This is a genomic window from Terrabacter sp. LjRoot27 (assembly GCF_964254175.1).
In the GTDB taxonomy this organism is placed as follows: Bacteria; Actinomycetota; Actinomycetes; order Actinomycetales; family Dermatophilaceae; genus Terrabacter.
Genome location: NZ_CAXUSS020000001.1, coordinates 1955008 through 1980557, shown reverse-complemented (window position 1 = coordinate 1980557; position 25550 = coordinate 1955008). Strand labels below are relative to the sequence as shown.

Below are 25550 nucleotides of genomic sequence, written 5' to 3'. Positions count from 1 at the left end.
TGTGGCTCAGCGCGGTCCGTACGCCTTGGGCAGGCGCATGCCGCGGTCAGCCATGATCCGGCGGACCCGGTTCGGGTAGTCGGTGATGACGCCGTCGACGCCGAGGTCCATGAGCGCGCTGACCGTGGCCGGGTCGTCGCAGGTCCACGGGATGACCTTCAGCCCTCTGGCGTGGGCGGCGTCGACCATGGCCCGGTCAGGGTAGAAGCGGAAGCCGGGGTCGGCGACGGTGCCGTTCTGCGGGAAGCCGTAGTTCGGCGACAGCGCCGTGAGCCCGGGCACCGCTGCCGCGGCGGTCGCGACGTAGTCACCGCCGAAGTCGTCGGCGTCGACACCTCCGAGCCACGGCGAGGCGCCCGGCCGGCCGACCTGGAGGAAGTCGTAGTTGGTGAGGGCGACGAGCGGCCACGACGGCGCCAGCCGGTGCATGACGTTGAGGGCGCCCCAGTCGAAGGACTGGATGGTCACCTGGTCCTCGATGCCGGAGGCGTGGATCTCCTCGTAGACGCGACGCACGAAGAGGTCGCGCGGCGCGGTCTGCTCGGGGGCGCCGGCCTCCACCTTCGTCTCGATGTTGAGCGTCACCTGCTTGGCGCGGTAGGACTCGACGAGGTTGAGCACGTCCTTGAGCTCGACCATGCGGAAGCCGGGCACCCGCTCCTGCTCAGGGAATCCGGGCAGCTGCTGGTAGCCACAGTCCATCGTCTTCACCTGGGCGAGGGTGAGGTCCTTGATGTACTTGCCGACGTAGGGGTACATCGGGTCGCCGGGCGTGACGGGGGCGGTGTCGCGGCACTTCTGGGCGCTGACCTGGCGGTCGTGGTTGACGACGACCTTCTCGTCCTTGGTGACCTGCGTGTCGAGCTCGAGCGTGGTGACGCCGAGGAGCATCGCCTTGGCGAATCCCTCGAGGGACTCCTCGGTCGTCATCCCGATGCCGCCGCGGTGGGCCTGAAGGTCGAAGTGCGTCTTCTGCGGCAGGACGGCGCGAGCGCCGGACTCCCCCGCGCCTTCGAGCGTGACGGCAGCCCTGGGGGTGATGGCGGCGACGGCGCCGCTGGCCCCGGCGCCTCCGGCGGCGACGGCGGGGCCGAGGGTCAGGGCGGCCAGGGGTCCGGCGAGTGCCATGCTGACGAGGAGACGGCGTACGGGCATCGGAGATCCTTCACTCGGGGCTGGGCTGGCCCCTCGACGCTATGGATCTCCCGCCCGGCCGGGGTGCCCGCGACGTGGCGTCTGCGTGAACCCTCGCCGAACGGACGAACCGGACATCGGTCGGGCGATCGGGAGCGGGCGCAGACGGTGAGACCCCGAGCCGCTCTCGTCGCTGCCGTCGTGAGGCGCGCGGGGCCGGCCGCGCGTCACGAGGATCGGCGTCTCAGTCCTTCCTGGCAGCGGACACGTCGACGCACAGGACTCCCCTGTTGCCGTCCTGGTCGGCGATCACGGTGAGCCCGGGCGCGTCGCTGTCATCGACGACGGTCCCGCCCGCAGCGAGGACGGCGGCGATCCGCTCGTCCGCCACCTCGGGCGCCACGTAGACCTCGACGTGGAACCGCTGGCGCGGGGAGTCCTGCTCGTCGGCGTCACCGAACCACAGGTTCGGCACACGTCTCGTGGCGTCCCGGATCTCGTCACTGGGCGTCCCGCGACCCTGGGAGTCGGCGCTGCCGGTCAGCAGGGCGGCCCACACCGGGGCGATGGTCGCCGAGCGCGTCGTGTCGAGCCCGAGCTCGATGTCGCTGACCGACGCCGGGTCGGCATCGAGGTGGTGGTCGGCGGCGATCTCGGTGATCCGTCGCGCGAGGTCGACGTCCTGCTGCGTCACCCACTCGACGACGTGCTCGGTGCCCTCGTCGTCGCGGTAGATGGCGTCGTCGCTGACGAGCTTGAGGTCGACGACACCGTTGCCCATGGACACGCGGGGGTGGTGGCCGAGGGCATCGCCCGCGTCGCCCACCGCCGCGACGAACCGAGCGCCGGTGCCGAAGTCGTCGACGAGGTAGCGGGCGTGCAGGCCTTGGGCCAGCTTGCGCCAGTCGGTCAGGCCGGCCTCGGCGATCTGGGCGCTCTTCAGCATGTCCATACACGGGGACCCTAGCCGCGACACCAGCCCTCGGTGCCCCGGAGAGGCAGCACGGTTTCCGAGCGCACCGCACACCCCTCCCGCGGCACGTCGGCCACCACCCGTCTGGCGCGGGTGCCTGACCACCACCGATCGCGCCGGGAACGGGCTTGGACGTCAGTGCGCCTCGAGGACGAAGAAGAGGAAGCAGATGAAGGCGGTCCGGCCACCGATGTCCGGTGGGAGGAGGTCTCGTGGGGTGTCGAGCGAGAAGGGGGGCTCGCTGATGACGGCGATGCGGAAGCCGGCCTCGGTGAACGCGTCGCTCATGGCGTGCAGCGGCCGGTGCCAGTACGTGAGCACCGCGGGCCGGCCGTCGAAGAGGTACTCCTCCGAGTAGCGGGTGACGGAGAAGTAGTCGGCATCGGGGTCGCTCGACTCGAGGATGCGTGGGTGGTTGACCGACAGGAGGAGGCGTCCTCCTGGCTGGAGGATGCGCCGCAGCTCGGCCAAGGGCGCCGTCCAGTCCTCGAGGTAGTGCAGCACGAGGGAGCAGATGACGTCGTCGAAGGTTGCATCGGCATACGGCAGAGGCTGGCTGAGGTCGGCCACTCTCAGGTCCGCCTCCGCGCCGAGGCGCTGCCGTGCCAGCTCGAGCATGGCCTGGCTCGAGTCGAACCCGCTCACGTGGGCGCCCCGCGAGCGGAGGTCCTCGGACAGGGGCCCGGAGCCGCAGCCGGCATCGAGCACGCGACGCCCCTCGACATCGCCGGCCAGCTCGACCATCGCCGGTCGTGCGTAGTAGGCGTTGAAGAGGCCCGTCTCGTTGGCCTTCGCGTAGCTCTCGGCGAAGCTGTCGTAGTGGTCGGCCCGCACACGTCCCTCTTCCCTGGGTGCCCCCCCCCCCCGGCCGGGAGCGACGTACCAACGTTGGCACAGGGAAAGGCACGGTGCCCGCCCGGCGCCTCCGGTCCCGGCACTCTCATGTCGTCGTTCTCGACGAGGCCGCCGACCTGCTCGGCCACCGGCCCTCGTCGGCACCGCCGCTCGGCGGCAGGTGCGACCGCTGACCTCGCGCACGGAGGGCGGCGGCGGGCGACGCGTTTCGCAGAACGGGGTGACCGCTACGAGAGGAACGCCCGCATCGCCGCGAGCACGTCGTCACGGCGGTCGATGAAGAGGTAGTGGCTGGCCTGGAGCTCGATGACGTGGGCATCCGCCGTCTCTGCGGCGAAGCGGTCACGACACGCGACCCGCCAGATCGCCTCCGGCCCCTGCCACTGGTCCCCGAGCGCGTAGATCGCCAGCGCGGGTGCGGTGATGTCGGAGTAGGGATGACGGAACGCCTTAAGGGCCTGAACGAACGGCGCGGCAGCCACGGAGGAGAACGTGTCCACGGGTCTGCTGCACGGACGGGTGACAGTTTCGGTTAGGCCACCTGCGTGGCGGTTGTCGTCATGATCAACTCGTATTCGACCGGGGTCAACCGCCCGAGCCGAGGCTGTCTCCGGCGGCGGTGATAGGTGCGTTCGATCCAGGTGACGATCGCGATCCGCAACTGCTCGCGGGTCGCCCACGCGCGACGGTTCAGGACGTTCTTCTGCAGCAGCGCGAAGAACGACTCCATGGCTGCGTTGTCACCGGCCGCCCCGACCCGGCCCATCGAGCCGACCATGCCGTGACGGTGGAGCTGGTGGACCAGTTTTCTGGACCGGAACTGCGACCCGCGGTCCGTGTGCAGGACACATCCGGCCACGTCCGCGCCGTCAGCGTGGCGTCGGGCGACGGCGTTGTCCAGGGCTGCGACGGCGAGGGAGGACTTCATCCGTGAGTCGATCGAGTAGCCGACGATGCGGTTGGAGTAGACGTCCTTGATCGCGCACAGGTAGAGCTTGCCCTCGCCGGTCCAGTGCTCGGTGATGTCGGACAGCCACAGCCGATTCGGGGCGGGCGCGGTGAAGTCGCGCTCGACCAGGTCGTCGTGCACCGGCGGTCCCGGCGTCTTGCCGTTGCGGCCGCGCTTCTTGCCGAACGCGGACCACCAACCCTGCTGCGAGCACAGCTTCCACGCGGTCCGTTCGGCCATCGCCTGCCCGGCGTCGCGGGCCTCGTCGAGCAGGAACCGGTAGCCGAACTCCGGGTCGTCGCGGTGGGCGTCGAACAACGCGTTCGCCCGGTAGGCCGCGGTCAGCTCGGTGTCGGTGATCGGGTTGGCCAGCCAGCGGTAGTAGGGCTGGCGGGCGATCTTCAGCACCCGGCACGTCACCGTGACGGGGATCCCGTCGCCGGCGAGCTCGCGGACGAGCGGGTACATCATTTTCCCGGCAGGTGCGCCTGCGAGAGATAGGCGGCCGCGCGGCGCAGGACCTCGTTCTCCTGCTCGAGAAGCTTGATCCGCTTGTTCGCCTCCCGAAGCGCCTCGGACTCATTGGAGGTCCGGGCCGGGCTCGCAGCGCTGGCCGAGCGTCGTTCATCGATCGTCAGCCACCGCTTCAGGCACGACGGCGAGATGCCGAAGTCCTTCGCGACCTGGGCCACGGAGGCATCCGACTCCTTGAAGACCCGGATCACGTCCTCGCGGAACTCGTTGGGAAACGCCTTGGGCATGGTGCACATCCTTCCAGCGCCGACACACATCGACGCAGATCAGATGTCACCTATCCGTGCAGCAGTCCCCACCACTGACCCGTCCTCCTGGGTCTCCACGGAGGTGCGCAGCATCGCGTCGAAGGCGGGTCCCCGGATGTCGTCGGGGAGCAATGAGTGGACGACGTCGACGTAGTCCTCGTACGAGGCGAACCGCTCCGGGCTCGCGGCCTCTTCCGGCCACTCCGGTGTGGGGCTGTCGGCCCAGTCGTAGGCCCCGTCGAGATAGACGATGCTGGCCACGCGTCCGGGATGACGAGCGGCCAGGGCCGAGACCTCACCCCCTCCCATCGAGTGCCCCGCGACGTGGGCACGCTCGATGCCCAGGGCGTCGAGCAGCCGTCGCGCGTCTTCGGCAGCGTCGGCGAGCGCGTGGCCGCCCTCGACCCGGTCGCTCAGGCCGTGCCCGCGCCTGGTCAGGGCGAGCACCCTGAACCGGTCGCTCAGGTGCGGGGCCAGCTCGGCGAAGACGTGGGCGGTGCCGCCCAGTCCTGCCAGCAGCAGCAGCGGGTCTCCGTCGCCGCCCCAGTCGAGGTAGTGGAAGCGGACACCGTCGAGCGTGACGAACTCGTCGGAAGGTATGTCGATGTGACCCGGCACCCGGTGACCGTACCGCGACGGCCCAGCACGCGGACACGCTCCTGAACGGGCCCCAGCAGTGCACGGTCCCGTCGGCTGGAGCTCGGCGACTTCTGGCCCTAGCAGGGCAGGGCGCCGTTTGCGTGCCGCTGCAGGACGACTGGTGCCCGCACGGGAATGGCACCCGACGTGAACCTTGTCCCGGACGCCGGTCGTCCGGAAGCGGTCCTAGCGTGTGTGGATGGCAACGTCTACACAGGCTGCGGACGCGCAGCGAGGGTACGCAGTCGCACGACTGGACGAGATCGACGTGCTGGCCGACGGTCCGGGTCGTTATCGGCCTGTACGGCACCACTTCGGCATCACGAGCTTCGGGGTGACCGCATGGGTGGGCTCTGACGGTGACGCCATCATCAACGAGTTCGACGAGGACTCCGAGCCGGCCGAGGAGCTCTTCGTCGTCGTCAGCGGGCGAGCGGTCTTCGAGCTCGAGGACGAACGCGTGGAAGCGAGCCCTGGCACTCTCGTGTTCACCAGACAGGGCACCCGGCGCACAGCCGTCGCGGCCGAGCCGGCAACCACCGTCCTCGTCTTCGACGGCACACCGGGCAAGGCGTACGACGCGACCGGCTGGGAGCTGTGGGCACCGCTGAGACCGCTCTACGACGAAGGCGAGCACGACGAGCTGAGCGCTCGACTCGAGGAAGCCGTCGCCGCCAACCCCGGGTATCCGATGCTCGCCTACAACCTGGCCTGCTGCGAGAGCCTCCGCGGCCGCCCGGCCGAGGCGATACGTCATCTCCGGCACGCCATCGACGCCTCGGAGAAGTACCGGGCAGATGCACGCGCCGACGCCGACTTCGTTCCGATCCGTGACGAACCAGAGTTCAAGGAGCTCGTCGGCGAGCAGTGATCGAGGGCTGCCAGCTGGGAGGCCAGGCCGACGGTCCCCTGAAAACCGATGGAGCGGTCCTTCGTCGCGTTGCTACGGTGCGGCAAACCCAGTAGCCACCGCCAAGGACCTGCCGATGCACCACCTGTGAGACCTCTCGAGCGCTGATTCGTCGCGCGACGCGAATGCGCGTCGCGCTCCTTTCGCTTTCGAACTTCTCACGGGAACCGGTGCATCTCTGTGCCCAGAATCTGGGTCGTCGTACCCACCTGCCTGCCCACCATCGTCCGACGCTGTCACGCCTGTGGTTCCGAACGGTTTCGCACGAGCGGCAAGTTCCGCGTCAACGCCAACCACAAGCTGCTCGACTCCTGGCTCCTGGCCCTGTGCACCATCTGCGGCGACACCACGAAGCTCACGGTGCTTGAACGGATCAACGTCCGGGCGGTGAGGCATGAGCTCTTGGACCGCCTGCACCACAACGACCCCCATCTGGCGGCCGAGCTGCTTGCGGATCCGACCGTGCGGCGACGTAACCGGGTCGCGCTCGACTGGGACAACGCCTGGCGCCTCGACACCTCTGAACCGCTTGACCTGGTGGATGAGGACGCCGAGGTCGTCGTGCGCTTCGCAGCGCCGATCCCGGTCCGGCCGATACGACTGATCGCCGAGGGCCTCGGCCTCTCGCGGCCCGAGGTCGAGAAGCTCATCGCCGAGGGCAGGCTGAGATCCGGTGTCCGCCTGAACGGCAAACGCTCCGGAGAGTTTGCATTCACACTCGAGCGCTGATTCGTCCGACCGTCTGGCCGGCGACGAAGACGTCGCAAGCCTCGCTGTGGCGTCTCGATCTGGTGCTCGGCACGGCGGCGGAGCCGCTCACCCGGCTGACGCCACGCCGACGACGCCGAATGTCCGCGACCGCGGCGCCCGAGGCGCAGGGTCCCCCGTCAGCGACTCTCGACGTACCAGGTCTCCTGGATGGAGCGGCGCATCGCCAGCCGCTGCCGGGTCTGGGCGACGATGCCGACCAGGGCAAGCACCAGCAGGGTCACGTACCAGCCCCAGCTGGCTTGCACCGCCTGCGTGAAGTTGCCCCGGGTGAAGTCGGCGGAGTCGATCGTGCCCACCAGCAGCATCAGACCGGCGACGACGCTGACGGCCCCGGCGATCGAGCTGACGACAGCCAGCACGATCATCGGCAGGTTGCCGATGACCGCCACCAGGCCGAGCACGGCGCCGACGGCGATGCCCGCCAGCACGGCAACCCAGTTCCAGTCGATGCCCAGGGCGACGACGAGGCCCGAACCGATCGCGAAACCGAACGCAGCCATGGCGAGAACGACGGCCACCGCGAAGTAGAGGTATGCGAGGAGGGCGAAGATCAGGGCGCAGACGAAGCCCGCCACCCAACCCAGCACGGTGCCGAGGACACGCTCATCGGCAAGCTCAGCGAAGAGTCCTGCCCCGAAAGCAAATCCGGCGAAGAAGCCCCAGATGGGGAGGACCAAGCGCAGCAGCAGCTGTCCGGCGAAGAGCATGAGACCACCGGCAATGATGGCGAAAAGGCCCAGGATGATGTCTGCCATGCCCCAATGTAGGGCTCCCGCTCGTCGGCCCGGGCACGAACGCAGCACTTAGGGGCCACGCTCACGGTCCGGTGGCGCTGGACCGTACGTACCGCCGCTCCGTCCGGTCCCTGACGTCGGTGCACCCGAAAGCACCGCCCGCGCCGTCGTCGTCTCGCTAGTCTCGTCCTACGCGCGGAAGGGCTGCAGTCGGGCCGACCATGGAGTGTGACCCGCCGCGGACCCACGGATGGCGTCGGGTGAGGGAGCGGTGAGATGAGCACGAGGAACACGCGGTCGATGACCTTCCGGGCGAGCACCGGCGAGGCGGTCACGGCGCTCGAGGACGCAGCGCGCCGCGCGGGGATGCAGCACCTCTCCTCTGATGCTGCGACCGGCATCTTCGTCTTCACCGCAGGGCGGATGGTGCTCTCGTTCGGGGAGAAGGTCACTGCCCGGATCCGTGAGGTCACTCCGGGCACCGTGCAGGTGACGCTGTCCTCGAACCTGCAGTTCGGCCTGGGGAACATCGGGCGCGACGGTGGCAGCCGGGACCGCATGGGTGACGCCCTGGCACAGCTCCTCCCGCCGGCCGCATAGGGCGGGACGTCGCGCCAGACGAGCGAGCGCGAGGGGAGACGTCGGGCGGGCACGGTGAGTGTCGTCCTGACAGTGGGAACGGACGTGCTGCGTCCACAAGAGCGACCGCGCGGGGGGTTCGTGATCTCCGGCGCGCGACGTCTAGAGCACCTGCGAGAGGAAGCGCTGGAGCCGCTCGGTCTGCGGGGCCCGGAAGAGCTGGTCGGGCTCCCCCGACTCGACGACCCGTCCGTGGTCCATGAAGAGCACCTGCTGCGCCACGGACCGTGCGAAGCCCATCTCGTGGGTCACGACGAGCATCGTCATCCCCTCGGACGCGAGGTCGGCCATCGTGGCGAGGACTCCCTTGACGAGCTCAGGGTCGAGGGCCGAGGTCGCCTCGTCGAAGAGCATGACCTCGGGCTCCATGGCGAGGGCCCGGGCGATGGCCACCCGCTGCTGCTGACCCCCGGAGAGGTTGCCGGGGCGCACGTCGGCCTTGTGGGCGAGGCCGACCCGCTCGAGGTGGTGCTGTGCCTGCTCGGCCGCCGCGTCCTTCGAGAGCCCCTTGAGCCTGGTCAGTCCCAGAGTGACGTTGGCCCGGACGGTCTTGTGCGGGAAGAGGTTGAAGTGCTGGAAGACCATGCCCACCCGCTGGCGCAGCTCGTCGGGGTTGTCGCGCAGCACGCTCCGGCCGTCGAGGAGCACGTCTCCCCGCTCTGGCTCGAGCAGCCGGTTGACGACGCGCAGCAGCGTCGACTTGCCCGAGCCCGAGGGCCCGATGACGCAGGCCGTGGTCGCCGCCGGCACGTCGAGGTCGACGCCGCGCAGGACCTGGTTCGACCCGAAGGAGAGGTGCACGTCCCGGGTGGAGACGGCGACCCCACGGACCGTGGCAGGCGTGTCGGTCATGGTCGTGCTGCCGGGGGTCATCGTGCCTCCTGGGTCAGGGCGAGCGGCGCGTCAGCCGGTCGGTCGTCGCTGCCCACGTCGTCGGGCCGCGCGGCGCCGTCCGCGCGTCGGCCGTCACGCAGCCGGCGGTCGACGGCGTTGACGACGTGCGTCAGCGGGACGGTGATGAGCAGGTAGAACAGCCCGGCCAGGACCAGCGCCGACTGGTTGCCGGTGTTGGCCGCGGCGTCCTGCCCGATCCGGAAGAGGTCGCGCTGGCTGGCGAGCAAGCCGAGGAAGTAGACGAGCGAGGACTCCTTGATCAGGGCGATGAACTGGTTGACCAGGGCCGGGAGCACCCGGCGCACCCCCTGCGGGATGACGACGAGCCGCATCCCGGAGGGCCGGCTGAAGCCCAGGGCTCGCGCCGCCTCGAGCTGGCCGTCGTCGACGCTCTGGATGCCCGACCGGAAGATCTCGCCGATGTAGGCGCTCGCGATGAGCGACAGCGCGAGGATGCCCAGCGGGTAGGGGTTCGGACCCCAGATCTGCAGTCCCACCGGAGACAGGCCGACCCCGATGAGCAGGATCGTCACGGCAGCCGGGAGCCCGCGGAACACGTCGGTGAAGACCCTCGCGGGCCAGCGCAGCCAGCGTCGGTGCGAGAGCCCGCAGACGGCGAGCACCATGCCGAGCACGGTGCCGATCACCGCCGAGGTGAGGGCCAGGATGAGCGTGTTGGGCAGGCCGACGCGCAGCAGGTCGGGCAGCGCCTCGCGCATGGCGTCGAGGTCGAAGAACGTCTCCCGCAACGTGGTCAGGATGTCCATCCGGCCCTCCTCTCGGTGGTGGGTGCGGCTACGGCGTCGGGGTCACTGGGGGGCGGCGGAACCGCTGCCCGGCTTGAAGTCGGCCGGGATCTCTCGGCTCGGGTAGTACTGCTTCTGGAGCTTGGCCCAGGTGCCGTCAGCGACGACCGCGTCGATCCCCTTGTCGAGGGCCGCGCGCAGCTTGTCGTTGCCGGGCGCGACGGCATACGCGATGCCGCCAGGGTCGAGCTGCTTGGCCACGGCGAGCACCTTGCCGCCCGAGTCGCCCGCCGTCTTCTCACCGATCTCGGCCGGGGTGATCCACGCGTCGGCCGTGCCGGCGCGGAGCTGGTTCAGCGCCGCGTTGTAGTCGGGGACGCGGACCGGGTCGAGGTTCTCGCGCGTGGCGTAGTCGTCCTGGACGGTGCCCTGGACGACGACGACCCGCTTGCCGGCGAGCTGGTCGAAGGAGGTGATGCTCGAGCCCTTCGGCACGTCGAGGCCGAGGAAGCCGAAGTCGTACTTGTTCGTGAAGTCGACGGTCTTCTTGCGCGCCTCGGTGATGCTGATCGACGAGGAGCCGACGTCGAACTTGCGGGTCTTGACCTGGGCGAGGAGCGAGCTGAACTCCGTCCCGACGAACTCGACCTCGAGGCCGAGCTTGGCGGCCACGGCCGTCAGCAGGTCGTTGTCGAAGCCGGTGAACTTCCCGTCCTTGAGGAAGACGTTCGGCGGCGCGTCGGTCAGGGTGCCGGCGCGCAGCGTGCCGGGCTGCTGGAGGTCGTAGGGGTTGTCGGCCGACCCCTGGCTCGCGGACGACCCGCCGGCGCAGGCGGCCAGCGAGAGCGAGACGAGGGCGACGGCGGCGGCCGTGAGGGAGCGCTGGAGCAGTGGCATGGGTGTAGTCCTTCTCGTTCGGGCAGGTCAGGGCGCGCCGAGGCCCGGCTCGCCGGGCAACGGTGCTGGCTCATGGGAGGAACGGGCGTGCCGCACGCCGAGCGCCGCGAGGGGCGCGTCGGGGGTGCGGCTAGGGACAGCGCCGCGAAGCGGCAGGCATCCGGGCTCGCGCGACGTTCACCTTCAAAAGGTTATAGGACACTTAACTCGACGTGATAATCGGGTCCCGCCGTCGACGGACGGGACGGCGGGGCCGCGACGGGCCCATGGACCAACGTCGGGCTCTCCTGCGACCCGCCTGACACAGGGGCTGACGTCGTGACCGGGTCGGTCCCGATCACCCACGGAGGGGGAATCGGCACTTCCCCCTCCCCGGCACGATCGGGAGACGACCACCCCGCCACCACGAGGAAGATGAGGCCGCTGTGAACCCGGTGCTCGCGTTCGTCATCGTCATGCTCGTCTGGACCGTCAGTGACCTCGTCGCGAAGAAGACTCAGTCACTGCTGTCCTCGCTCTTCGTCGCCTCGATCATCTTCCTCGTCGGCTTCCTCACCGACGTCTTCCCCGAGGACCTCCTCGCGAGCTCGAGCCTGCTCGCGCTCGCCGGCGTCGTCGTCGGCTTCGTCATCGTCCATCTCGGCACGATGATCAGCCTCGACGACTTCAAGAAGCAGTGGAAGACGCTGCTCGTCGGCATCGCCACCGTGATCGGCATCGGGCTGGCGCTGCTCCTCGCCGGACTCATCTTCGGACCCAAGATCTCGGGCGCCGCGGCCGACGGCTACGCGCAGGCGCTCGACTTCGTGATCGCCGGCACGGGCGCGTTGAGCGGCGGCACGATCTCGGTGCTCATCGTCCAGGAGGCCGCCCTCGGAGTCGGCCTGACGAGCATCGCCGTCTTCCCCGTCCTCATCGCCGCACTGCAAGGTCTCATCGGCTTCCCGCTCACCTCGATCATCCTGCGCCGCGAAGCCGCCCGCCTGAGGGAGGAGTACCGCGCGGGCACGCTGGCGCCCGTCGCAGTGGTGGGGGCGGTCGCCGCCGGCGGCGGTGGCAGCCGGAGCGACGGCGGCGGTGCGGCGAAGGCGTCCACCGCACCCGCCCCACCCGCTCCGGAGACCAAGCTCCCCGCCGCCCTGCGGACGACCGCCGGCACGCTCTTCATCGTCGGGGTCGTCGTGCTCGCCAGCCTCGGCATCAACAACCTGACCGACGGCATCCTCAACACCTTCGTCGTGGCTCTGCTCTTCGGCATCGGGCTGCGGACGACGGGGGTCTTCAAGCCCTCGGTCCTCTCCGGCATCGACGCCTTCGGCCTCATGATGATCGCCATCATGATCCTCGTCTTCGGACCGCTGGCCACCGTCAAGCCCTCCGACGTGTCAGCGCTGGCCGGGCCCCTGCTCATCGCCTTCCTCTTCGGGATCGTCGGCATCGCCGGCTTCGCGGCGCTCGTCGGCAAGCTCCTCGGCTACAGCGTCCCGATGTCCGTGGCGATCGGGCTCACCTCGCTCTACGGCTTCCCCGGCACGATGATCCTGTCCCAGGAGGCCGCCAAGGGGGCCGGGGAGACCCCCGAGGAGGTGGCCGCGATCGAGAACGAGATCCTGCCGAAGATGATCGTCGCCGGTTTCTCCACCGTGACGATCACGTCCGTCATCATCACGAGCATCATCGCCGGCCGGATCGGCGGCGGTTGAGCCGTCGCGCTCCCGTCGCCCTTCCGTCAGCGCCCGGTCAGGGGGTCATCGCGGCATACCCGGCGGCGTCGTGGATCGCCAGCCCGGCATACGTCGCGTGGGCGCTCGCGCCGGCGTTCACCTGCGCCAGCTGGATCTCCATGGCGCTGCGGGTCCAGCCGTAGAACGTCTGCTTCGTGTCGACCGCGGTGGCGCCGAGGTAGTTGGTCTCCTGGCCGAGGCGCACGGGCTTGCCCAGCGAGGCCCCGGCCGCGAGGGCCGGTGCCGCGACGTCGAGCGTCCCGTCCGTGCCGGTGGCGCTGCTGCGGTAGGACATCACCGTGACGCCGGCCGTGCGCTTCATGATCTCCCGGTCCAGGGTCGAGGCCGCCCCCGCGGACGCGACGGCGTGGATCGTGTTGAACCAGAAGGGGATGTCCGCCTCGATCGGGGCGGCGCCGGCACTGGCCTTGAGCTTGTCGAGCAGGGTGAGGTACCTGCTGACGACGGTGGCCTGGTTGGTGCTCCACGCGGGCGTCGAGTAGGGCTCGACGTCGACGTGGATGCCCGTGAAGAGCCCCGAGCTCTTGGCCGGCTTGAGCCAGTAGGTGACGACCCACGCCGGGTTGTCCACCCATCCCGGGTCACCGCCGAGCGCGTCCACACGGATCCCGGCGGCACGGGCCCGGTTGCTCAGTGTCGTGATGTTCGGCAGCTGGGTCGACGTCGCGAGGTTCGGCGGGACGGCGACGAAGAGCTGGTCGATGCCGGTGCTCACGGCGAGGTCGACGGTGGCCGCGGGGGTGCTCGTGTCCCACACCCACATGGCCCGGGTGTCCTGGGTCGGGGTCGCGACGGTGGTCACCGTCCTGACCTTGGGGGCCGCGGCTGCGCCGGGAGCCGTGGCGAGCAGGGCTGCAGTGGTGCCCGCGAGTGCGAGGGCCCCGGCGACGAGGCGAGTGGCGCGGGCACGACGGGTGATGAACATGAGAGGACTCCGGGACGAGGGGTGGCGACCAGCCCTCCGAATTGTCCGGATTGCGCAAGACTCGCGCAGCCGTTTCGCAAGATTGCCGCAAGGTTCGCACCGACGACCCCAAGCGCCGTGGTCCGGCGCCCCGCGAGGGCTGTCAGGCCGGGTCCGGCTGGGCGCGCTCGACGAGGATCGCCAGACGACGGAGCGCCTCGCGGTTGCGGCGGTCGAGCACGACGTCGCGCACCGGCTTCGGGACGAGCTTCGCGGGCCCCTTCGTCGCGTCCTCCTCCATCGTCACCTCGGTGCCGGCTCCGGTCGCACGACAGGTGATCCGCACGACGCCCTCACCGGACGGCCACGCACGCACGGTCAGCTCGAGCAGGTGCGGGCGCTCGCACCGGCGCACCGTCGTCGTGTCGTCGATGAGGAGCGGCCACGCGCCGACGGAGTGGTGGATGTGCGTGTCCGGCTCCGGCCAGCCGGGGGTGACGTCGCGCACGCGCGAGGCGCCGACGACCCACTGGCTGTAGCTCCATCCGTCGGCGAGGACGTCGAAGATCGCCTCGGGGGTGCCGTGGACGGTTCGTGTCGTGGTGCTCATGTGCGCCTCCAAGGCGGTTGGATCTTGTGGTGCCACAGGGCTGCCCGAGCGGCATTGGCTCCGCAGGCACCGTGCACGCCGCCACCGGGATGGGCCGAGGCGGAGGCGAGGTAGAGGCCCTTGACCGGCGTCTCGGAACGTCCGGACCCGGCGACGGGCCGGAAGACGAGCTGCTGCTGGAGTCCCGCGGTGCCGCCGTTGAGCGCTCCCCCGACGAGGTTGCTGTCACGCGCCTCCAGCTCGCGCGGGCCGAGGACCCGTCGTGCCGTGACGCGGTCACGGAAGCCGGGCGCGCGGCTCTCGATGCGCTGCTCGATGCGTTCGGCCATGGCCTCGAGGTCACCCTCGTCCCACGTGCCGCGCACCTCGCGGACCCCGGGTCGCCCGGCAGCAGCATCACCCCGGACCCGTTGGGGCACATGCGTGTACGCCCACAGCGCCTCTCCCCCGGCAGGCACCCTGGAGGCCTCGGCCACGCCCATCTGGCCGACGAGCAGGAACGGCCGGTCCGGCACGAGTCCGGCGGCCACCTGTCCCCCGGTCAGGGTCATCTCGTCCATCGAGTCGGCGACGTGCACCGTGCCGGGGGCCGCAGCCGGTGCGCCCTCCCACGGGACCGGGCCGTCGAGCGCCCAGTCGACCTTGACGGTGGAGGGGTCCCACTCGAATCGCGCCATCCGATGGCGCAGCCGCGTCGGCAGGACGTCCCACGGCACGAGCCCGCCGTAGAGGGCAGGCGCCGACACGTCGGCGAGGACGGCGCGGCGGACGCGGATCTCGCGGGACGCGGTGCGCACGGCGACCGCGCGACCGCCCTGCACGCGTACGCCCTCGGCCCGCTCGCCGAGGCAGAGCTGCCCGCCCTTGGACCCGAGCCTGCTCACCATCGCCGTCGACAGCCGCCCGGCACCACCCCGCGGGACGGGAAAGCCGACCGACTGCCCGAGCAGCGCGAGCAGCAGGCCCATGGCCGCCGATCCCGGCGACTCGAGGCCGATGTCGGCGTGACCGGCGTTGCCGGCAACGAGCATGCGCGCCGCCTCGCCGCGGAAGAGCCGCTCGGTCAGGCTCCGGGCCGGCATCGCCATCTCGCGCAGCAGCTCCAGCCCACCGGGGCGGAGCACCTGACGCGCGAGACCGGCGCCTGCACGCACGGGAGGGAAGGGGCTGAGGAGGCCGCGCAGCACGTCGTCGCCGACGCGGTCCCATGTCTCGCACAGGGCGAGCCAGGCCTCACCGTCACCGGGTGCGTGCGCGTCCAGCCCCGACGCAGTGGCATCCCGGTCCCGGTGGAGCACGCCCCAGCGGCCGCCGCCGAACGAGTGTCCGAGGACGGACGGCGCGTGCGACCACGCGAGCCCGTGCTCCTCGAGACGGAGCCGGCGGATGGTCGGCGACGCGGCGGCCAGGGGGTAGAAGGGGCTGAAGGTGTCGTGGACGTGACCGGGCGCGACGGAGTCGTCGCTGGACACCGCTCCCCCGGGCCGGTCCTGCTCCTCGAGCACGACGACCGACCACCCGGCGTCGACGAGGAGGTTGGCCGCGACGAGCCCGTTGGGTCCGCTGCCGATGACCACTGCATCCGTCGTCGTCACGATGTCCCTTCGTCCGCCTCGTGCTCGACGTACCCCGTCCAGTCCCGGATGAACCCGGGGCGCGCCCGCGGGTCCACGCCCGCTCCGGGTACGAGGCCGGTGGACGTCACAGGGCCGACCCCTCGTCTGCACCACCCACCCCGCTCGAAGGAGTGCCCGTGTCCACCGATGCCATCGTCATGCTCAAGCAGGACCACAAGGACGTGCGCGAGCAGTTCCGCGCCTTCCGCAAGCCCGACCAGACCCCCGTCCAGAAGCAGAAGATCGTCGACACGATCCTCGAGCTGCTGACCGTGCACACCTACATCGAGAACGAGGTCATGTACCCCCGCGTGAGGGCCCTGCTGCCCGACCTCGAGGACGACGTGCTCGAGTCCTACGAGGAGCACCACGTCGCCGACGTGCTCGCCATGGAGCTCTCCGCGATGGACGCCACCGACGAGCGCTTCGACGCCAAGACCACCGTGCTCATCGAGAACGTCGAGCACCACATGGCCGAGGAGGAGCAGGACTGGTTCCCCAAGGTCCGCGACGGCCTCGGCCGCAAGCAGCTCCAGGAGCTCGGTCAGGAGCTGATCGAGGCCAGGGAGAAGGCGCCGCGCCGACCCGAGCAGCCCAGCGCCATGAAGAAGGCCGTCGACGCGGTCGTCTCCTGACGCTCCGGCTCCCGGCCTGACGAGGTCACGCGAGCTCGTCAGGCACGCGCCGCCCGGGCAGTGGCGAGCGCAGCGATCTCATGCCGACCGGGTGAGGACGGTCGGCCACCCACCAGGCGACGATGAGGCATCGCCTAGCCCGGGAGGACGCATGACCACCTCGCCCATCACCGCTCCGACCCGCCCGCACGGCTGGAGGTACGGGACCGTGCTCTTCGCGGGAACGGTGCTGCTCATCTCCGGCATCCTGGAGTTCCTCCGTGGGCTGTCGGCACTCTTCGACAACACGCTCTACGTCAACACGCCGCGCTACATCTTCGCCTTCGACGTCACGGCCTGGGGATGGATCCACCTCGTCTGGGGCATCGTCCTCGTCGTGGTCGGAGGGCTCATCCTCGCCGAGCGCCCCATCGGCCGGATCCTCGGCCTGGTCCCCGTCTCGATCGCGATGGTCCTCAACTTCGCCTCGATACCGGTCTACCCCTTCTGGTCCATCGTGCTGCTGACGCTCAACGCCCTCGTCATCTGGGCGCTGTGCACCGCCGGGTTCGCCGACGACGTCGGCTACTGACCCGCGCTCGTCGCGCCCCGAGTACCTCGAGCGCCGCACGGTCGGTGCTCGACACCCACATCCCGTGTCGGTACCGAGGGGAGGTGGACGGTCGGTGAGCGCCGTCCGCCCGCAGCGACGCCTCCCCCGCGCTCGGGGGGTCCGCGACCCCGCCGCCGACCGTCACCGGGAGGTCACGCCGCTCCGGACGCGTACACTCACACTGGTAGGCGAGTCCCTGGACCCCGGTCGCGTCCCTCCCGTGAACGTGACCTCGCGCGTCGTCCGGCACCGCCGTCCCCGAGCCAGGTCACGGCTCACATTCCCGTGCAGCCCTGTGTCGTGCTGGCCGCGACCGGTCGCACACCAACGGGCACCCACCGTGACCCAAGGAGATCGATCGCCGTGACCAGCACCCACCACGACCAGACGACCGGGAGCTCGTTCACCGCGCTCACCCGCCAGGTGCACGACCTCGGGCTGATGCGTCGGCGGTACGCCTACTACTGGACCAGGCTCGTCGGCGCGGTCGTGGCGATGGCGGCCTGGGTGCTCGTCGTCGTGTGGATCGGGGACAGCTGGTGGCAGCTCGCACCCGCGGCGGTCCTTGCGGTGCTGATGACCCAGATCGCCTTCCTCGGCCACGACGCCGCCCACCGCCAGATGTTCCGCTCCGGTCGGATGAACGACTGGGTCAGCCTCGTCGTGGCCAACCTGCTCGTCGGCATCAGCTACGGCTGGTGGCAGAGCAAGCACACCCGCCACCACGGCAACCCCAACAAGGTCGGCTACGACCCCGACATCGCGCCGGGTGTCCTCGCCTTCACCCCCGAGCAGGCCCAGCGTCCCGAGCGACCACTCGTCCGGTGGCTCGTGGCCCACCAGGGCTGGTACTTCTTCCCCCTGCTGCTGCTCGAAGGCCTGTCGCTGCACTGGGAGGGCATCCACCGGGTCGCCGGCCGCCGCCGGGTCGACCGTCGGTGGGTCGAGCTTGCCTTCCTCACGATCCGCCTCGCGGGGCTGCCCGTGCTCCTGCTGCTCGTCATGTCGCCGGCGAAGGTCGTCGCCGTCCTCGCCGTCCAGCTCGGCCTCTTCGGCCTCTACATGGGCCTCTCGTTCGCTCCGAACCACATCGGCATGCCGCTCGTGGCGCCCGGGCTCAAGCTCGACTTCCTCAACCGCCAGGTCCTCATGAGCCGCAACATCAGCGGTGGATGGTGGATGTCGGTGCTCCTCGGCGGCCTGAACCACCAGACCGAGCACCACCTCTTCCCGTCGATGGCCCGGCCCCACCTCCGGCGCGTCCAGCCGCTCGTCGTCGCCTACTGCGCGGCCGAGGGAGTGCGCTACACGCAGACGACGCTCTGGACGGCATACGGAAGCGTCATCAGCCACCTCAACACGGTCGGGCTCAAGGACAACGACCCCTTCCTGTGCCCGCTCGTCGCGAGCCGGCGAGCGGTGACCGTGGCGGACGCCCGCTGACGTCTTCGGAGGTCGGGCCCGGCGCGATGTCGAGACGTGCGGGCCGGCTCCGTCCCACGGGTGAAGGGCATCCACCCGGGGCCCGTGACGACGGAGGACGACCGTGCAACCGAACGAGATCGCCGAGGTCCTGAACCGACCCGGCGCCCAGGAGATGCTGTCCCGCGACGTGGCCCGTCTGGCCTACGTCGGCACCGACGGCACGCCGCGCGCCATCCCGATCGCCTTCACCTGGAACGGGACCCAGCTGGTCATGTGCACCTCCACGAACGCGCCGAAGCTGCCTGCCCTGCGCCGCGACCCGTCGGTGGCGCTCACCATCGACACCGAGGTGCACCCGCCGACGATGCTGCTCATCCGCGGCACGGCCGAGCTCGACGTCGTCGACGGCATCCCGGAGGAGTACCTCCAGATGAACGGGACCTACACGATGACGCCGGAGCAGCGCGTCGCGTGGGAGGCCGAGGTGCGCTCGCTCTACGCCGGGATGGTTCGGATCGTCGTGACCCCGACGTGGGCGAAGCTCATCGACTTCGAGCAGACGCTGCCGAGCGCCGTCGAGGAGCTGGTGCGCGAGCGCGAGCGCCGGCAACAGGGGTGAGTCCGCGGCATCCCGGTCGGGGACCGTCCGGATCCGCTGGCACCGTCGGGCCATGACCACCGCGACGACCTCCGCACCCTTCGCCGACCCGCGCCCGATCACCGACCTGCTCCCCGCCGTGGCGGCCGAGTGCCGGCGCGTCCTCGAGGCCGCCGTCGACCGCGACTGGGACGAGCCGGCGGGTGACCTCGACTGGTCGTGCCGAGGCACCGCCGCGCACGTCGCGGACGTGCTCTTCTCGTATGCCGGCCAGGTCGTCGCGCAGCCGGACGGGGCCTACCTGCCGATGGAGGTGACGGTCGAGGACGCCGCGACGCCCGACCGTCTCGTCGCATCCGTCGTGGCGTGCGCGCAGCTGCTGCACCTGGCGTGTGCGGCCGCGCCGGACCGGCTGCGGGCGTGGCACCCGGCCGGCGTCGCGGACGCGGAGGGCTTCGCGGCCATGGGCGTCGTCGAGGTGCTCGTGCACACGCACGACATCGCCCTGGGTCTGGGCCTGGGCTGGGCGCCGCCGCAGCAGCTGAGCCGGCCCGTGCTGCCGCGGCTCTTCCCGCAGGCACCCGACGGGGACCCGACGGAGGTCCTCCTGTGGTGCTGCGGCCGGGCGGCCCTCCCGGACCGGCCACGCCTCGACGCCTGGCGCTGGGACCCCACGGTCCGGGGCCGACCGGGAACCGGGGGCCCGGGCGCGGGCAGCACAGAGCCCCCGCTCAGGTGGGCGAGCGGGGGCTCTGTTCGGTGCTGCCCGTCCCCGACGGGCCAGCCTGGGGTACCCCTCCACGAACACCCGAGGCTGTTGCCAGGACGCCCGGAGGCATCCCTTCACCCTGTAGACGACCGGGGTGCGGTTTCATGACAGGGTTTTCGCGTCGAGGTGCCACGAGGTTCCACGCGGTTCCACGAGGTGCGCGGCGCGACCGGCGTCAGGCGGCGGCGTGCTCCCGGGTGGGCTGCGTCGTCGGCAGGTCCGTGACGGACGCGCCCTTGTTGCGGCCGAGGAAGTCGTTGGGCAGGGAGAGCCGGATGACCTTCTTCCAGGCCGAGGCGACCTGACGCGGCAGCGAGCCCGTCGTGTAGGTCAGGCCGTACCTGCGGAAGAGGTCCTGCACCTGCGGGGCGATCTCCTGGTAGCGGTTGCTCGGCAGGTCGGGGAAGAGGTGGTGCTCGATCTGGAAGCTGAGGTTGCCGGTCATGAAGTGCATGGCCTTGCTGCCGCTGATGTTGGCCGAGCCGAGCATCTGGCGCAGGTACCACTCGCCGCGGGTCTCCCCCACGATCGAGCGGCGCTCGAACGTCTCGACGCCCTCGGGGAAGTGGCCGCACATGATGACCGAGTGCGTCCAGAGGTTGCGGATGAGGTTGGCCGTGGCGTTCGCGGCGAGCGTGTTGAGGAACGACGGGCCCGACAGCAGCGGGTGGATGACGTAGTCCTTCGTCATCTGGTTGCGGATCTTCTTCAGCGTGACCTTGGCGCGCGCCCGGAAGTCGGGGTCCTGGCGGCGCTCCTTGGTCGCGAGGTTCTTGCCGAGCTCGAGGTCGTAGGCCGCGATGCCGTACTCGAAGAAGCAGGCGTTGACGAAGTTCCACACCGGCTGCGCGGCGTAGAGCGGCACCCAGCGCTGGTCCTCGTCGACGCGCATGATGCCGTAGCCGAGGTCGTTGTCCTTGCCGATGACGTTCGTGTACGTGTGGTGCAGCTCGTTGTGCGAGTGCTTCCACTGCTCCGACGGGCTGGCGTTGTCCCACTCCCACGTCGTCGAGTGGATCTTCGGGTCGCGCATCCAGTCCCACTGACCGTGCATGACGTTGTGCCCGATCTCCATGTTCTCGATGATCTTGGCGACCGCGAGGCCGGCGGTGCCGACGACCCAGGCGGGCGGGAACATCGACACGAGCAGGACCGCGCGGGAGCCGAGCTCGAGCTTGCGCTGGGTGGCGATGACCTTGCGGATGTAGGCCGCGTCGTCGGCCCCACGGGTGTCGATGACGGACTGGCGGATCGCGTCGAGCTCGACGCCGATCTGCTCGATGTCCTCGGGCGTGAGGTGCCCGATCGGGTTGTGGGCCTTCTTCTGCAGGACGGTCATGGTGACTCCTCTGGTCAGGGGGTCGGGAGGTCTGTGGATCGGGTCAGTGGTCGATGACGCAGGCGCCGGCGGCTGCGGAGATGCAGGTCTGGATCGGGACGCCCTGGCCCTCGGTCTCGCCGGGCGTCGCGGTCGTGACGGCGCCGGTGCGCAGGTCGCGCACGGCGCCCTCGCGCAGGGGCAGGACGCAGCCGAAGCAGATGCCCATGCGGCACCCGGACGGCATGAGGACGCCGGCGGCCTCGGCGGCGTCGAGGATGGGAGTGGCGCCGTCGGCGTCGACGGTCGTGCCCGAGCCGGTGAAGTCGACGGTGCCGCCCTCGCCGACGACGAGCGTCGTGACGCGGAACTGCTCGGTGAGCAGGTCGAGCCCGCGCTCGTCGTGGTGGCGCTGGAGCGCGTCGAGCAGCCCGCCGGGACCGCACGCGAGCGTCATCCGCTCGTGGAGGTCCGGGACGAGGGTGTCGAGGTCGGCGACGTCGAGGACGCCGTGCTCGTCGTCGTAGCGCGCGACGAGGCGGATGAGCCCGGCCTCGTCGAGGGCGCGGAGGTTGTCGATGAAGATCGAGTGCGGCTCGCTCGGGGCGACGTGCACGACGACGATGTCGTATGCCGCCGATCGGGCCAGGCGCACGACGCCGTCGTCGGCGACGGGGAAGAGGTTGCGCAGCATGCCGATGACCGGGGTGACGCCGGAGCCCGCGGTGACGAAGAGGAACTTCCCGCCGTCGGTGGGGAGCACGAACTCGCCCTGGGCCTGCTCGAGGTGCACGAGGGTGCCGGCTCGCGACTCGCGCACGAGGTGGGTGCTGACGAGCCCGTCCGGCACCGCCTTGACGGTGATAGAGATGTTGCCGTCGGCGCGCGGCCCGTGGGTCAGGGAGTAGGCCCGCCACTGGCGGATGCCGTCGACGTCGACGCCGACGCGGACGTACTGTCCCGGCACGTGGCCGGCCCAGTCGGCCCCGGGGCGGATGACGATGGTGGCGGCGTCGGCCGTCTCGGGGTGCACGGCCACGATGCGTCCGCGCAGGTCGGCGCCGGGGCGCAGCGGGTCGAAGAGGTCGAGGTAGTCGGCGGGCAGCAGCGGGGAGGTCGCGCGCTCGGCGAGCTGGAGGAACCGTCGTCGCAGGGACGGTCGGCTCTCTCGGGTCGAGGGTTTCGAGGGCGCGGTCAGGCTCATGCACCCAGCATGACTGAGGGACAAGGGTAAGATCCTGACCGCAGGGCGTGAAGTGTTTGGGAACTCTTGTGCGGAGGGAACAGTCGATGGCCTCAGAAGCGACGAGAGCGACGGTCCGTGGCGCGGCCGACCTGCAGCTGGACCATGCGGTGCTCCGGGTGCTGCGCGAGCGGCTCCCGGCCATCGCGTCGACGACGGTCACGGCCGTCGTCGACGAGGTCCCCGACTACCGGGGCGCCCTCGGCGGGTCCGCCGGCGACACCATCGAGCGCGCCGTGCAGATGGCCATCGCCGGCTTCCTCAAGCTCGCGGGCGGCGGGAGCGACGTCGACCCGAGCACCCCGCTGGGCCCGACCCGCGAAGGGGCCTACGCCCTCGGACGCGGCGAGGCACGTGGGGGACGTTCGATGGACAGCCTGCTCGCGGCATACCGCGTCGGTGCCCGCGTCTCGTGGCGCGAGCTCGCCAGCGCCGCCGGTGAGGCCGGCCTGCCCGCGACGACGATGGCGAAGTTCGCCGAGCTGCTCTTCGCCTACATCGACGAGCTGTCTGCGGCGAGCGTCGCGGGCCACACCGACGAGCTGACGACGAGCGGGCGGGTCCGGGACCGCTACCGCGAGCGGCTCGGTCAGCACCTGCTGGCCCGGGCAGGCGTCGACGCGCTGACCGCGGCTGCCGCCCGTGCCGAGTGGACTCCCCCGGCCACGCTGACCGCCGTGCTGCTGCCGGCGGCGCAGGGACGGCGCGCCCTCGCGTCACTCGGGGCCGACACGCTCCAGGTCGGCGAAGACCTGCCGGGCGTCGACGACGTCGACCCGGACCATCCCCTGACGCTGCTGCTCGTCCCCGACGCCGACGGGCCCGGCCGCGTCCACCTGCTGCGGGTGCTCGCCGGACGCCACGCCGTCGTCGGGCCGCCGCGCGCCTGGGACGACGCCCGCTCGTCCTACGACCGGGCCGCCCGCACGGCGCGGCTGGTGCGGCCGTCGCGCACCGGAGCCCCGATCGACACCGAGCGGCACCTGACCGACCTCGTCCTCACCGCCGACCCGGACGCCCTCGCCGACCTCAGGGCCCACGCGCTGGAGCCGCTCACCGACCTGCCCGCGAGCACGCGCGACCGGCTCGCCGAGACGCTCCTGTCGTGGCTGCTCCACCAGGGCCGTCGGGACGCGGTCGCCGCCGAGCTCCACGTCCACGCCCAGACGGTCCGCTACCGCATGGGCCAGGTGCGCGAGCTCTACGGCGACCGGCTCCTCGACCCGTCCGTCGTGCGCGAGCTCGTCGTGGCGCTCTCGGCTCCCGCCCCGGACGGATCCTGAGCGTCTGTCAGGTCGCCCAGGTCCGGAGCCAGACGGTCTCCTCCAGCTGCTGCAGCCGCTCCAGGGTCTCGTCCGACAGCGCCACGTCGGTGTCGGTGATGACGTAGCCGAGCTCGCCGCGCGTCGAGAGCGACTGGCCGGTGATGTTGGCACCTGCCTCGGAGAGCGTCTGGTTGATCGACGCCAGCACACCCCGGACGTTGTGGTGGAGGTAGCCCGCCCGGAAGCCGCCACCGTCGGCCGGCGGCGCCGACACCTCGGGGAGGTTCACCGACAGGGAGGTGAGGCCGGACTGCACGAAGCCGAGCAGCTTGGCGGCGACGAAGGAGCCGATCTCCTCCTGCGCCTCCTGGGTCGACCCGCCGACGTGCGGGGTGAGGATCACGTTGTCGAGCCCCCGCAGCGGCGACTCGAACGGGTCACCTTGCGCCTTGGGCTCGGACGGGAAGACGTCGATGGCCGCGCCGGAGAGGTGGCCGGACAGGATGTGTGCGCGCAGCGCCAGGTCGTCGACGACCATGCCGCGGGAGGCGTTGATGAACACCGAGCCGGGCTTCATGAGGGCGAACTGCTCGTCGCCGAAAAGGCCGGCGTTGCCAGGGCGCCCGTCGACGTGGAGGCTGACGATGTCGGACTCGGCGAGCAGCTGCTCGAGCGAGCCGACGCGCCGGGCGTTGCCGTGGGCCAGCCGGTCCGCGGTGTCGTAGAAGACGACGTGCAGCCCGATGGCCTCGGCGACGTTGGACAGCTGGGTGCCGATGTTGCCGTAGCCGACGATGCCGAGCGTCTGGCCGCGCGTCTCGTGGCTCCCCCGCGCCGACTTGTCCCAGATCCCGTCGTGCATCCGCTGCGTCTTCTCGGGCAGACGGCGGGCCAGGGCGAGCATCTCGCCGATGACCAGCTCGACGACGCTCCTCGTGTTCGAGAAGGGGGCGTTGAAGACCGGGACCCCGTGCGCGGCAGCTGCGGTGAGGTCGACCTGGTTGGTCCCGATGCAGAAGCACCCGACCGCGAGCAGGTCGTCCGCCCGCGCGAGCACCCGCTCGGTCACCTTGGTGTTGGACCGGATGCCCAGCAGCGAGACCCCGACCAGCGCGTCGATGAGCTCGCCCTCGGTGAGGGATCCGGATCGGACCTCGACCTCGTGGCCGTTGCTTCGAAAGGCTTCGACGGCAACGGGGTGCACGTTCTCCAGCAGCAGGACCTTCACGGGCGCCTCCTTGTCCGGGGCAGGACGGTTTGTGGTGCAAGCGGGTCGGTGGGCAGCGGCTCGAGCGCGCCTGCCACACCGGGTTCGACCGACCCGATGGTGCCACGCATGCTCCGGTCGGGCTCACATGGCCACCCCTTGGGAAGCCCACTGGGGTGGCCTGCCCGCCGCTTGCTAGGTTCTCCGCGTGGAGATCACGCGCATCGCAGCGGGCGACTGGGAGCAGTTCCGAGCGGTCCGGCTCGCGTCGCTGTCCGAGGCACCGGGAGCCTTCGGCTCTCGGCACGCCGACTGGGTCGACGCCCCTGCCGAGCGCTGGCGCTCCCGCCTGACCCAGGTGCCGCTGACCCTCCTGGCGCACGAGGACGGGACGCTGCTGGGGGTCGTCAGCGGACAGCCGGCCGACGAGACGTGGGTCGAGCTCATCTCGATGTGGGTGGTCCCGGAGGCGCGGGGCACGGGGCTGGCGGGGCAGCTCATCGGCGCGGTGGTGGACTGGGCCGCCGCCCAGGACAAGTCGACCTACCTCATGGTCCGCAGCGACAACGTCCGCGCCCGCCGGGCCTACGAGCGGGTCGGGTTCGTCGACGCCGGCGTCCCGGAGTGGTGGCCGGCCGACGAGCCCCCGGAGCACCGGATGGAGCTGCGCGGCTGACGTCGCGACGGCCCGGCACCGGCT

Annotated in this window: 27 protein-coding genes; 11 read left to right on the top strand and 16 right to left on the bottom strand. The window is 70.8% G+C overall.

Annotated features, from left to right (window positions below; all coding sequences use genetic code 11):
• Positions 1-6 precede the first annotated feature (6 nt).
• The 6 genes from ACSQ2D_RS09300 to ACSQ2D_RS09275 form a co-directional block, all read right to left on the bottom strand.
• Entirely contained in the window at positions 7-1155 is a 1149-nt protein-coding gene (locus ACSQ2D_RS09300) for a glycerophosphodiester phosphodiesterase family protein (protein ID WP_435985669.1), read from the bottom strand.
• Positions 1156-1378: 223 nt separating this feature from the next.
• Complete coding sequence (locus ACSQ2D_RS09295; RefSeq protein ID WP_435985668.1) at positions 1379-2086, bottom strand: VOC family protein; 708 nt, start codon at positions 2084-2086, stop codon at positions 1379-1381.
• Between the two features lie 156 nt (positions 2087-2242).
• Entirely contained in the window at positions 2243-2941 is a 699-nt protein-coding gene (locus ACSQ2D_RS09290) for a class I SAM-dependent methyltransferase (RefSeq protein ID WP_435985667.1), read from the bottom strand.
• Between the two features lie 248 nt (positions 2942-3189).
• Positions 3190-3444 carry an alpha/beta fold hydrolase gene (locus tag ACSQ2D_RS09285; RefSeq protein ID WP_435985666.1) on the bottom strand — a complete coding sequence of 85 codons (255 nt, stop codon included), beginning with the start codon at positions 3442-3444 and terminating at the stop codon, positions 3190-3192.
• Positions 3445-3494: 50 nt separating this feature from the next.
• Positions 3495-4672 (bottom strand): IS3 family transposase gene (locus tag ACSQ2D_RS09280; protein WP_435985665.1). Its coding sequence is split into 2 segments (ribosomal slippage): positions 3495-4385 and positions 4388-4672, totalling 1176 coding nucleotides; the frame shifts between segments, so codons are not numbered across the junction.
• Between the two features lie 39 nt (positions 4673-4711).
• Positions 4712-5311, bottom strand: coding sequence for an alpha/beta fold hydrolase (locus ACSQ2D_RS09275; protein ID WP_435985664.1), 600 nt, complete (start codon positions 5309-5311; stop codon positions 4712-4714).
• 289 nt (positions 5312-5600) lie between these two features.
• On the opposite strand from ACSQ2D_RS09275, the gene ACSQ2D_RS09270 reads away from it, so the two are divergent.
• A complete protein-coding gene (locus ACSQ2D_RS09270; RefSeq protein WP_435985663.1) occupies positions 5601-6203 on the top strand; it encodes a TPR end-of-group domain-containing protein in 603 nt (200 codons plus the stop codon).
• A 219-nt stretch (positions 6204-6422) separates the two neighbouring features.
• Complete coding sequence (locus tag ACSQ2D_RS09265; protein WP_435985662.1) at positions 6423-6971, top strand: DUF1062 domain-containing protein; 549 nt, start codon at positions 6423-6425, stop codon at positions 6969-6971.
• 158 nt (positions 6972-7129) lie between these two features.
• Here ACSQ2D_RS09265 and ACSQ2D_RS09260 read toward each other — a convergent pair whose 3' ends face one another.
• On the bottom strand, positions 7130-7768 hold the full coding sequence (locus tag ACSQ2D_RS09260; RefSeq protein ID WP_435985661.1) for a DUF4203 domain-containing protein: 639 nt from the start codon (positions 7766-7768) through the stop codon (positions 7130-7132).
• A gap of 255 nt (positions 7769-8023) precedes the next feature.
• On the opposite strand from ACSQ2D_RS09260, the gene ACSQ2D_RS09255 reads away from it, so the two are divergent.
• Entirely contained in the window at positions 8024-8347 is a 324-nt protein-coding gene (locus tag ACSQ2D_RS09255) for a hypothetical protein (RefSeq protein WP_435985660.1), read from the top strand.
• A 141-nt stretch (positions 8348-8488) separates the two neighbouring features.
• On the opposite strand, the gene ACSQ2D_RS09250 is transcribed toward ACSQ2D_RS09255, so the two are convergent.
• Genes ACSQ2D_RS09250 through ACSQ2D_RS09240 form a run of 3 tightly spaced genes read right to left on the bottom strand, consistent with a single transcriptional unit; the run spans position 8489 to position 10923 of the window.
• On the bottom strand, positions 8489-9238 hold the full coding sequence (locus ACSQ2D_RS09250; protein ID WP_435987839.1) for an amino acid ABC transporter ATP-binding protein: 750 nt from the start codon (positions 9236-9238) through the stop codon (positions 8489-8491).
• A gap of 17 nt (positions 9239-9255) precedes the next feature.
• On the bottom strand, positions 9256-10047 hold the full coding sequence (locus tag ACSQ2D_RS09245) for an amino acid ABC transporter permease (protein ID WP_435985659.1): 792 nt from the start codon (positions 10045-10047) through the stop codon (positions 9256-9258).
• Positions 10048-10089: 42 nt separating this feature from the next.
• On the bottom strand, positions 10090-10923 hold the full coding sequence (locus ACSQ2D_RS09240; protein ID WP_435985658.1) for an ABC transporter substrate-binding protein: 834 nt from the start codon (positions 10921-10923) through the stop codon (positions 10090-10092).
• A gap of 425 nt (positions 10924-11348) precedes the next feature.
• Here ACSQ2D_RS09240 and ACSQ2D_RS09235 point away from each other — a divergent pair, with 425 nt between their 5' ends.
• On the top strand, positions 11349-12626 hold the full coding sequence (locus ACSQ2D_RS09235; RefSeq protein WP_435985657.1) for a hypothetical protein: 1278 nt from the start codon (positions 11349-11351) through the stop codon (positions 12624-12626).
• Between the two features lie 37 nt (positions 12627-12663).
• On the opposite strand, the gene ACSQ2D_RS09230 is transcribed toward ACSQ2D_RS09235, so the two are convergent.
• The 3 genes from ACSQ2D_RS09230 to ACSQ2D_RS09220 all read right to left on the bottom strand — a co-directional run bounded on the left by ACSQ2D_RS09230 (position 12664) and on the right by ACSQ2D_RS09220 (position 15777).
• Positions 12664-13593: a hypothetical protein gene (locus ACSQ2D_RS09230; RefSeq protein ID WP_435985656.1), complete on the bottom strand. Its 930-nt coding sequence runs from the start codon at positions 13591-13593 to the stop codon at positions 12664-12666.
• A 142-nt stretch (positions 13594-13735) separates the two neighbouring features.
• Complete coding sequence (locus tag ACSQ2D_RS09225) at positions 13736-14182, bottom strand: SRPBCC family protein (RefSeq protein ID WP_435985655.1); 447 nt, start codon at positions 14180-14182, stop codon at positions 13736-13738.
• Positions 14179-15777 carry a phytoene desaturase family protein gene (locus ACSQ2D_RS09220; protein ID WP_435985654.1) on the bottom strand — a complete coding sequence of 533 codons (1599 nt, stop codon included), beginning with the start codon at positions 15775-15777 and terminating at the stop codon, positions 14179-14181. Before ACSQ2D_RS09220 ends, ACSQ2D_RS09225 begins: the two co-directional genes overlap by 4 nt.
• Before the next feature lie 158 nt (positions 15778-15935).
• On the opposite strand from ACSQ2D_RS09220, the gene ACSQ2D_RS09215 reads away from it, so the two are divergent.
• The 5 genes from ACSQ2D_RS09215 to ACSQ2D_RS09195 all read left to right on the top strand — a co-directional run bounded on the left by ACSQ2D_RS09215 (position 15936) and on the right by ACSQ2D_RS09195 (position 19925).
• Positions 15936-16433, top strand: coding sequence for a hemerythrin domain-containing protein (locus ACSQ2D_RS09215; protein ID WP_435985653.1), 498 nt, complete (start codon positions 15936-15938; stop codon positions 16431-16433).
• A 151-nt stretch (positions 16434-16584) separates the two neighbouring features.
• Positions 16585-17004 (top strand): DUF7144 family membrane protein, encoded by a 420-nt coding sequence (locus ACSQ2D_RS09210; protein WP_435985652.1) that lies wholly within the window; start codon positions 16585-16587, stop codon positions 17002-17004.
• Positions 17005-17388: 384 nt separating this feature from the next.
• Positions 17389-18468 carry a fatty acid desaturase family protein gene (locus ACSQ2D_RS09205; protein WP_435985651.1) on the top strand — a complete coding sequence of 360 codons (1080 nt, stop codon included), beginning with the start codon at positions 17389-17391 and terminating at the stop codon, positions 18466-18468.
• Positions 18469-18571: 103 nt separating this feature from the next.
• Positions 18572-19069 (top strand): pyridoxamine 5'-phosphate oxidase family protein, encoded by a 498-nt coding sequence (locus ACSQ2D_RS09200; protein ID WP_435985650.1) that lies wholly within the window; start codon positions 18572-18574, stop codon positions 19067-19069.
• Between the two features lie 52 nt (positions 19070-19121).
• A complete protein-coding gene (locus ACSQ2D_RS09195; protein ID WP_435985649.1) occupies positions 19122-19925 on the top strand; it encodes a maleylpyruvate isomerase N-terminal domain-containing protein in 804 nt (267 codons plus the stop codon).
• A gap of 67 nt (positions 19926-19992) precedes the next feature.
• On the opposite strand, the gene ACSQ2D_RS09190 is transcribed toward ACSQ2D_RS09195, so the two are convergent.
• Together ACSQ2D_RS09190 and ACSQ2D_RS09185 are read right to left on the bottom strand one after the other, a co-directional pair.
• On the bottom strand, positions 19993-21156 hold the full coding sequence (locus tag ACSQ2D_RS09190; protein ID WP_435985648.1) for a fatty acid desaturase family protein: 1164 nt from the start codon (positions 21154-21156) through the stop codon (positions 19993-19995).
• A 43-nt stretch (positions 21157-21199) separates the two neighbouring features.
• Complete coding sequence (locus ACSQ2D_RS09185) at positions 21200-22339, bottom strand: ferredoxin reductase (protein ID WP_435985647.1); 1140 nt, start codon at positions 22337-22339, stop codon at positions 21200-21202.
• Between the two features lie 86 nt (positions 22340-22425).
• Here ACSQ2D_RS09185 and ACSQ2D_RS09180 point away from each other — a divergent pair, with 86 nt between their 5' ends.
• Positions 22426-23661, top strand: coding sequence for a helix-turn-helix domain-containing protein (locus tag ACSQ2D_RS09180; protein WP_435985646.1), 1236 nt, complete (start codon positions 22426-22428; stop codon positions 23659-23661).
• A gap of 7 nt (positions 23662-23668) precedes the next feature.
• On the opposite strand, the gene serA is transcribed toward ACSQ2D_RS09180, so the two are convergent.
• Positions 23669-24871: a phosphoglycerate dehydrogenase gene (gene serA / locus ACSQ2D_RS09175; RefSeq protein ID WP_435985645.1), complete on the bottom strand. Its 1203-nt coding sequence runs from the start codon at positions 24869-24871 to the stop codon at positions 23669-23671.
• Positions 24872-25058: 187 nt separating this feature from the next.
• On the opposite strand from serA, the gene ACSQ2D_RS09170 reads away from it, so the two are divergent.
• The gene (locus tag ACSQ2D_RS09170) at positions 25059-25526 is read left to right on the top strand and encodes a GNAT family N-acetyltransferase (protein ID WP_435985644.1); all 468 of its coding nucleotides are present in this window, start codon (positions 25059-25061) and stop codon (positions 25524-25526) included.
• Positions 25527-25550 lie beyond the last annotated feature (24 nt).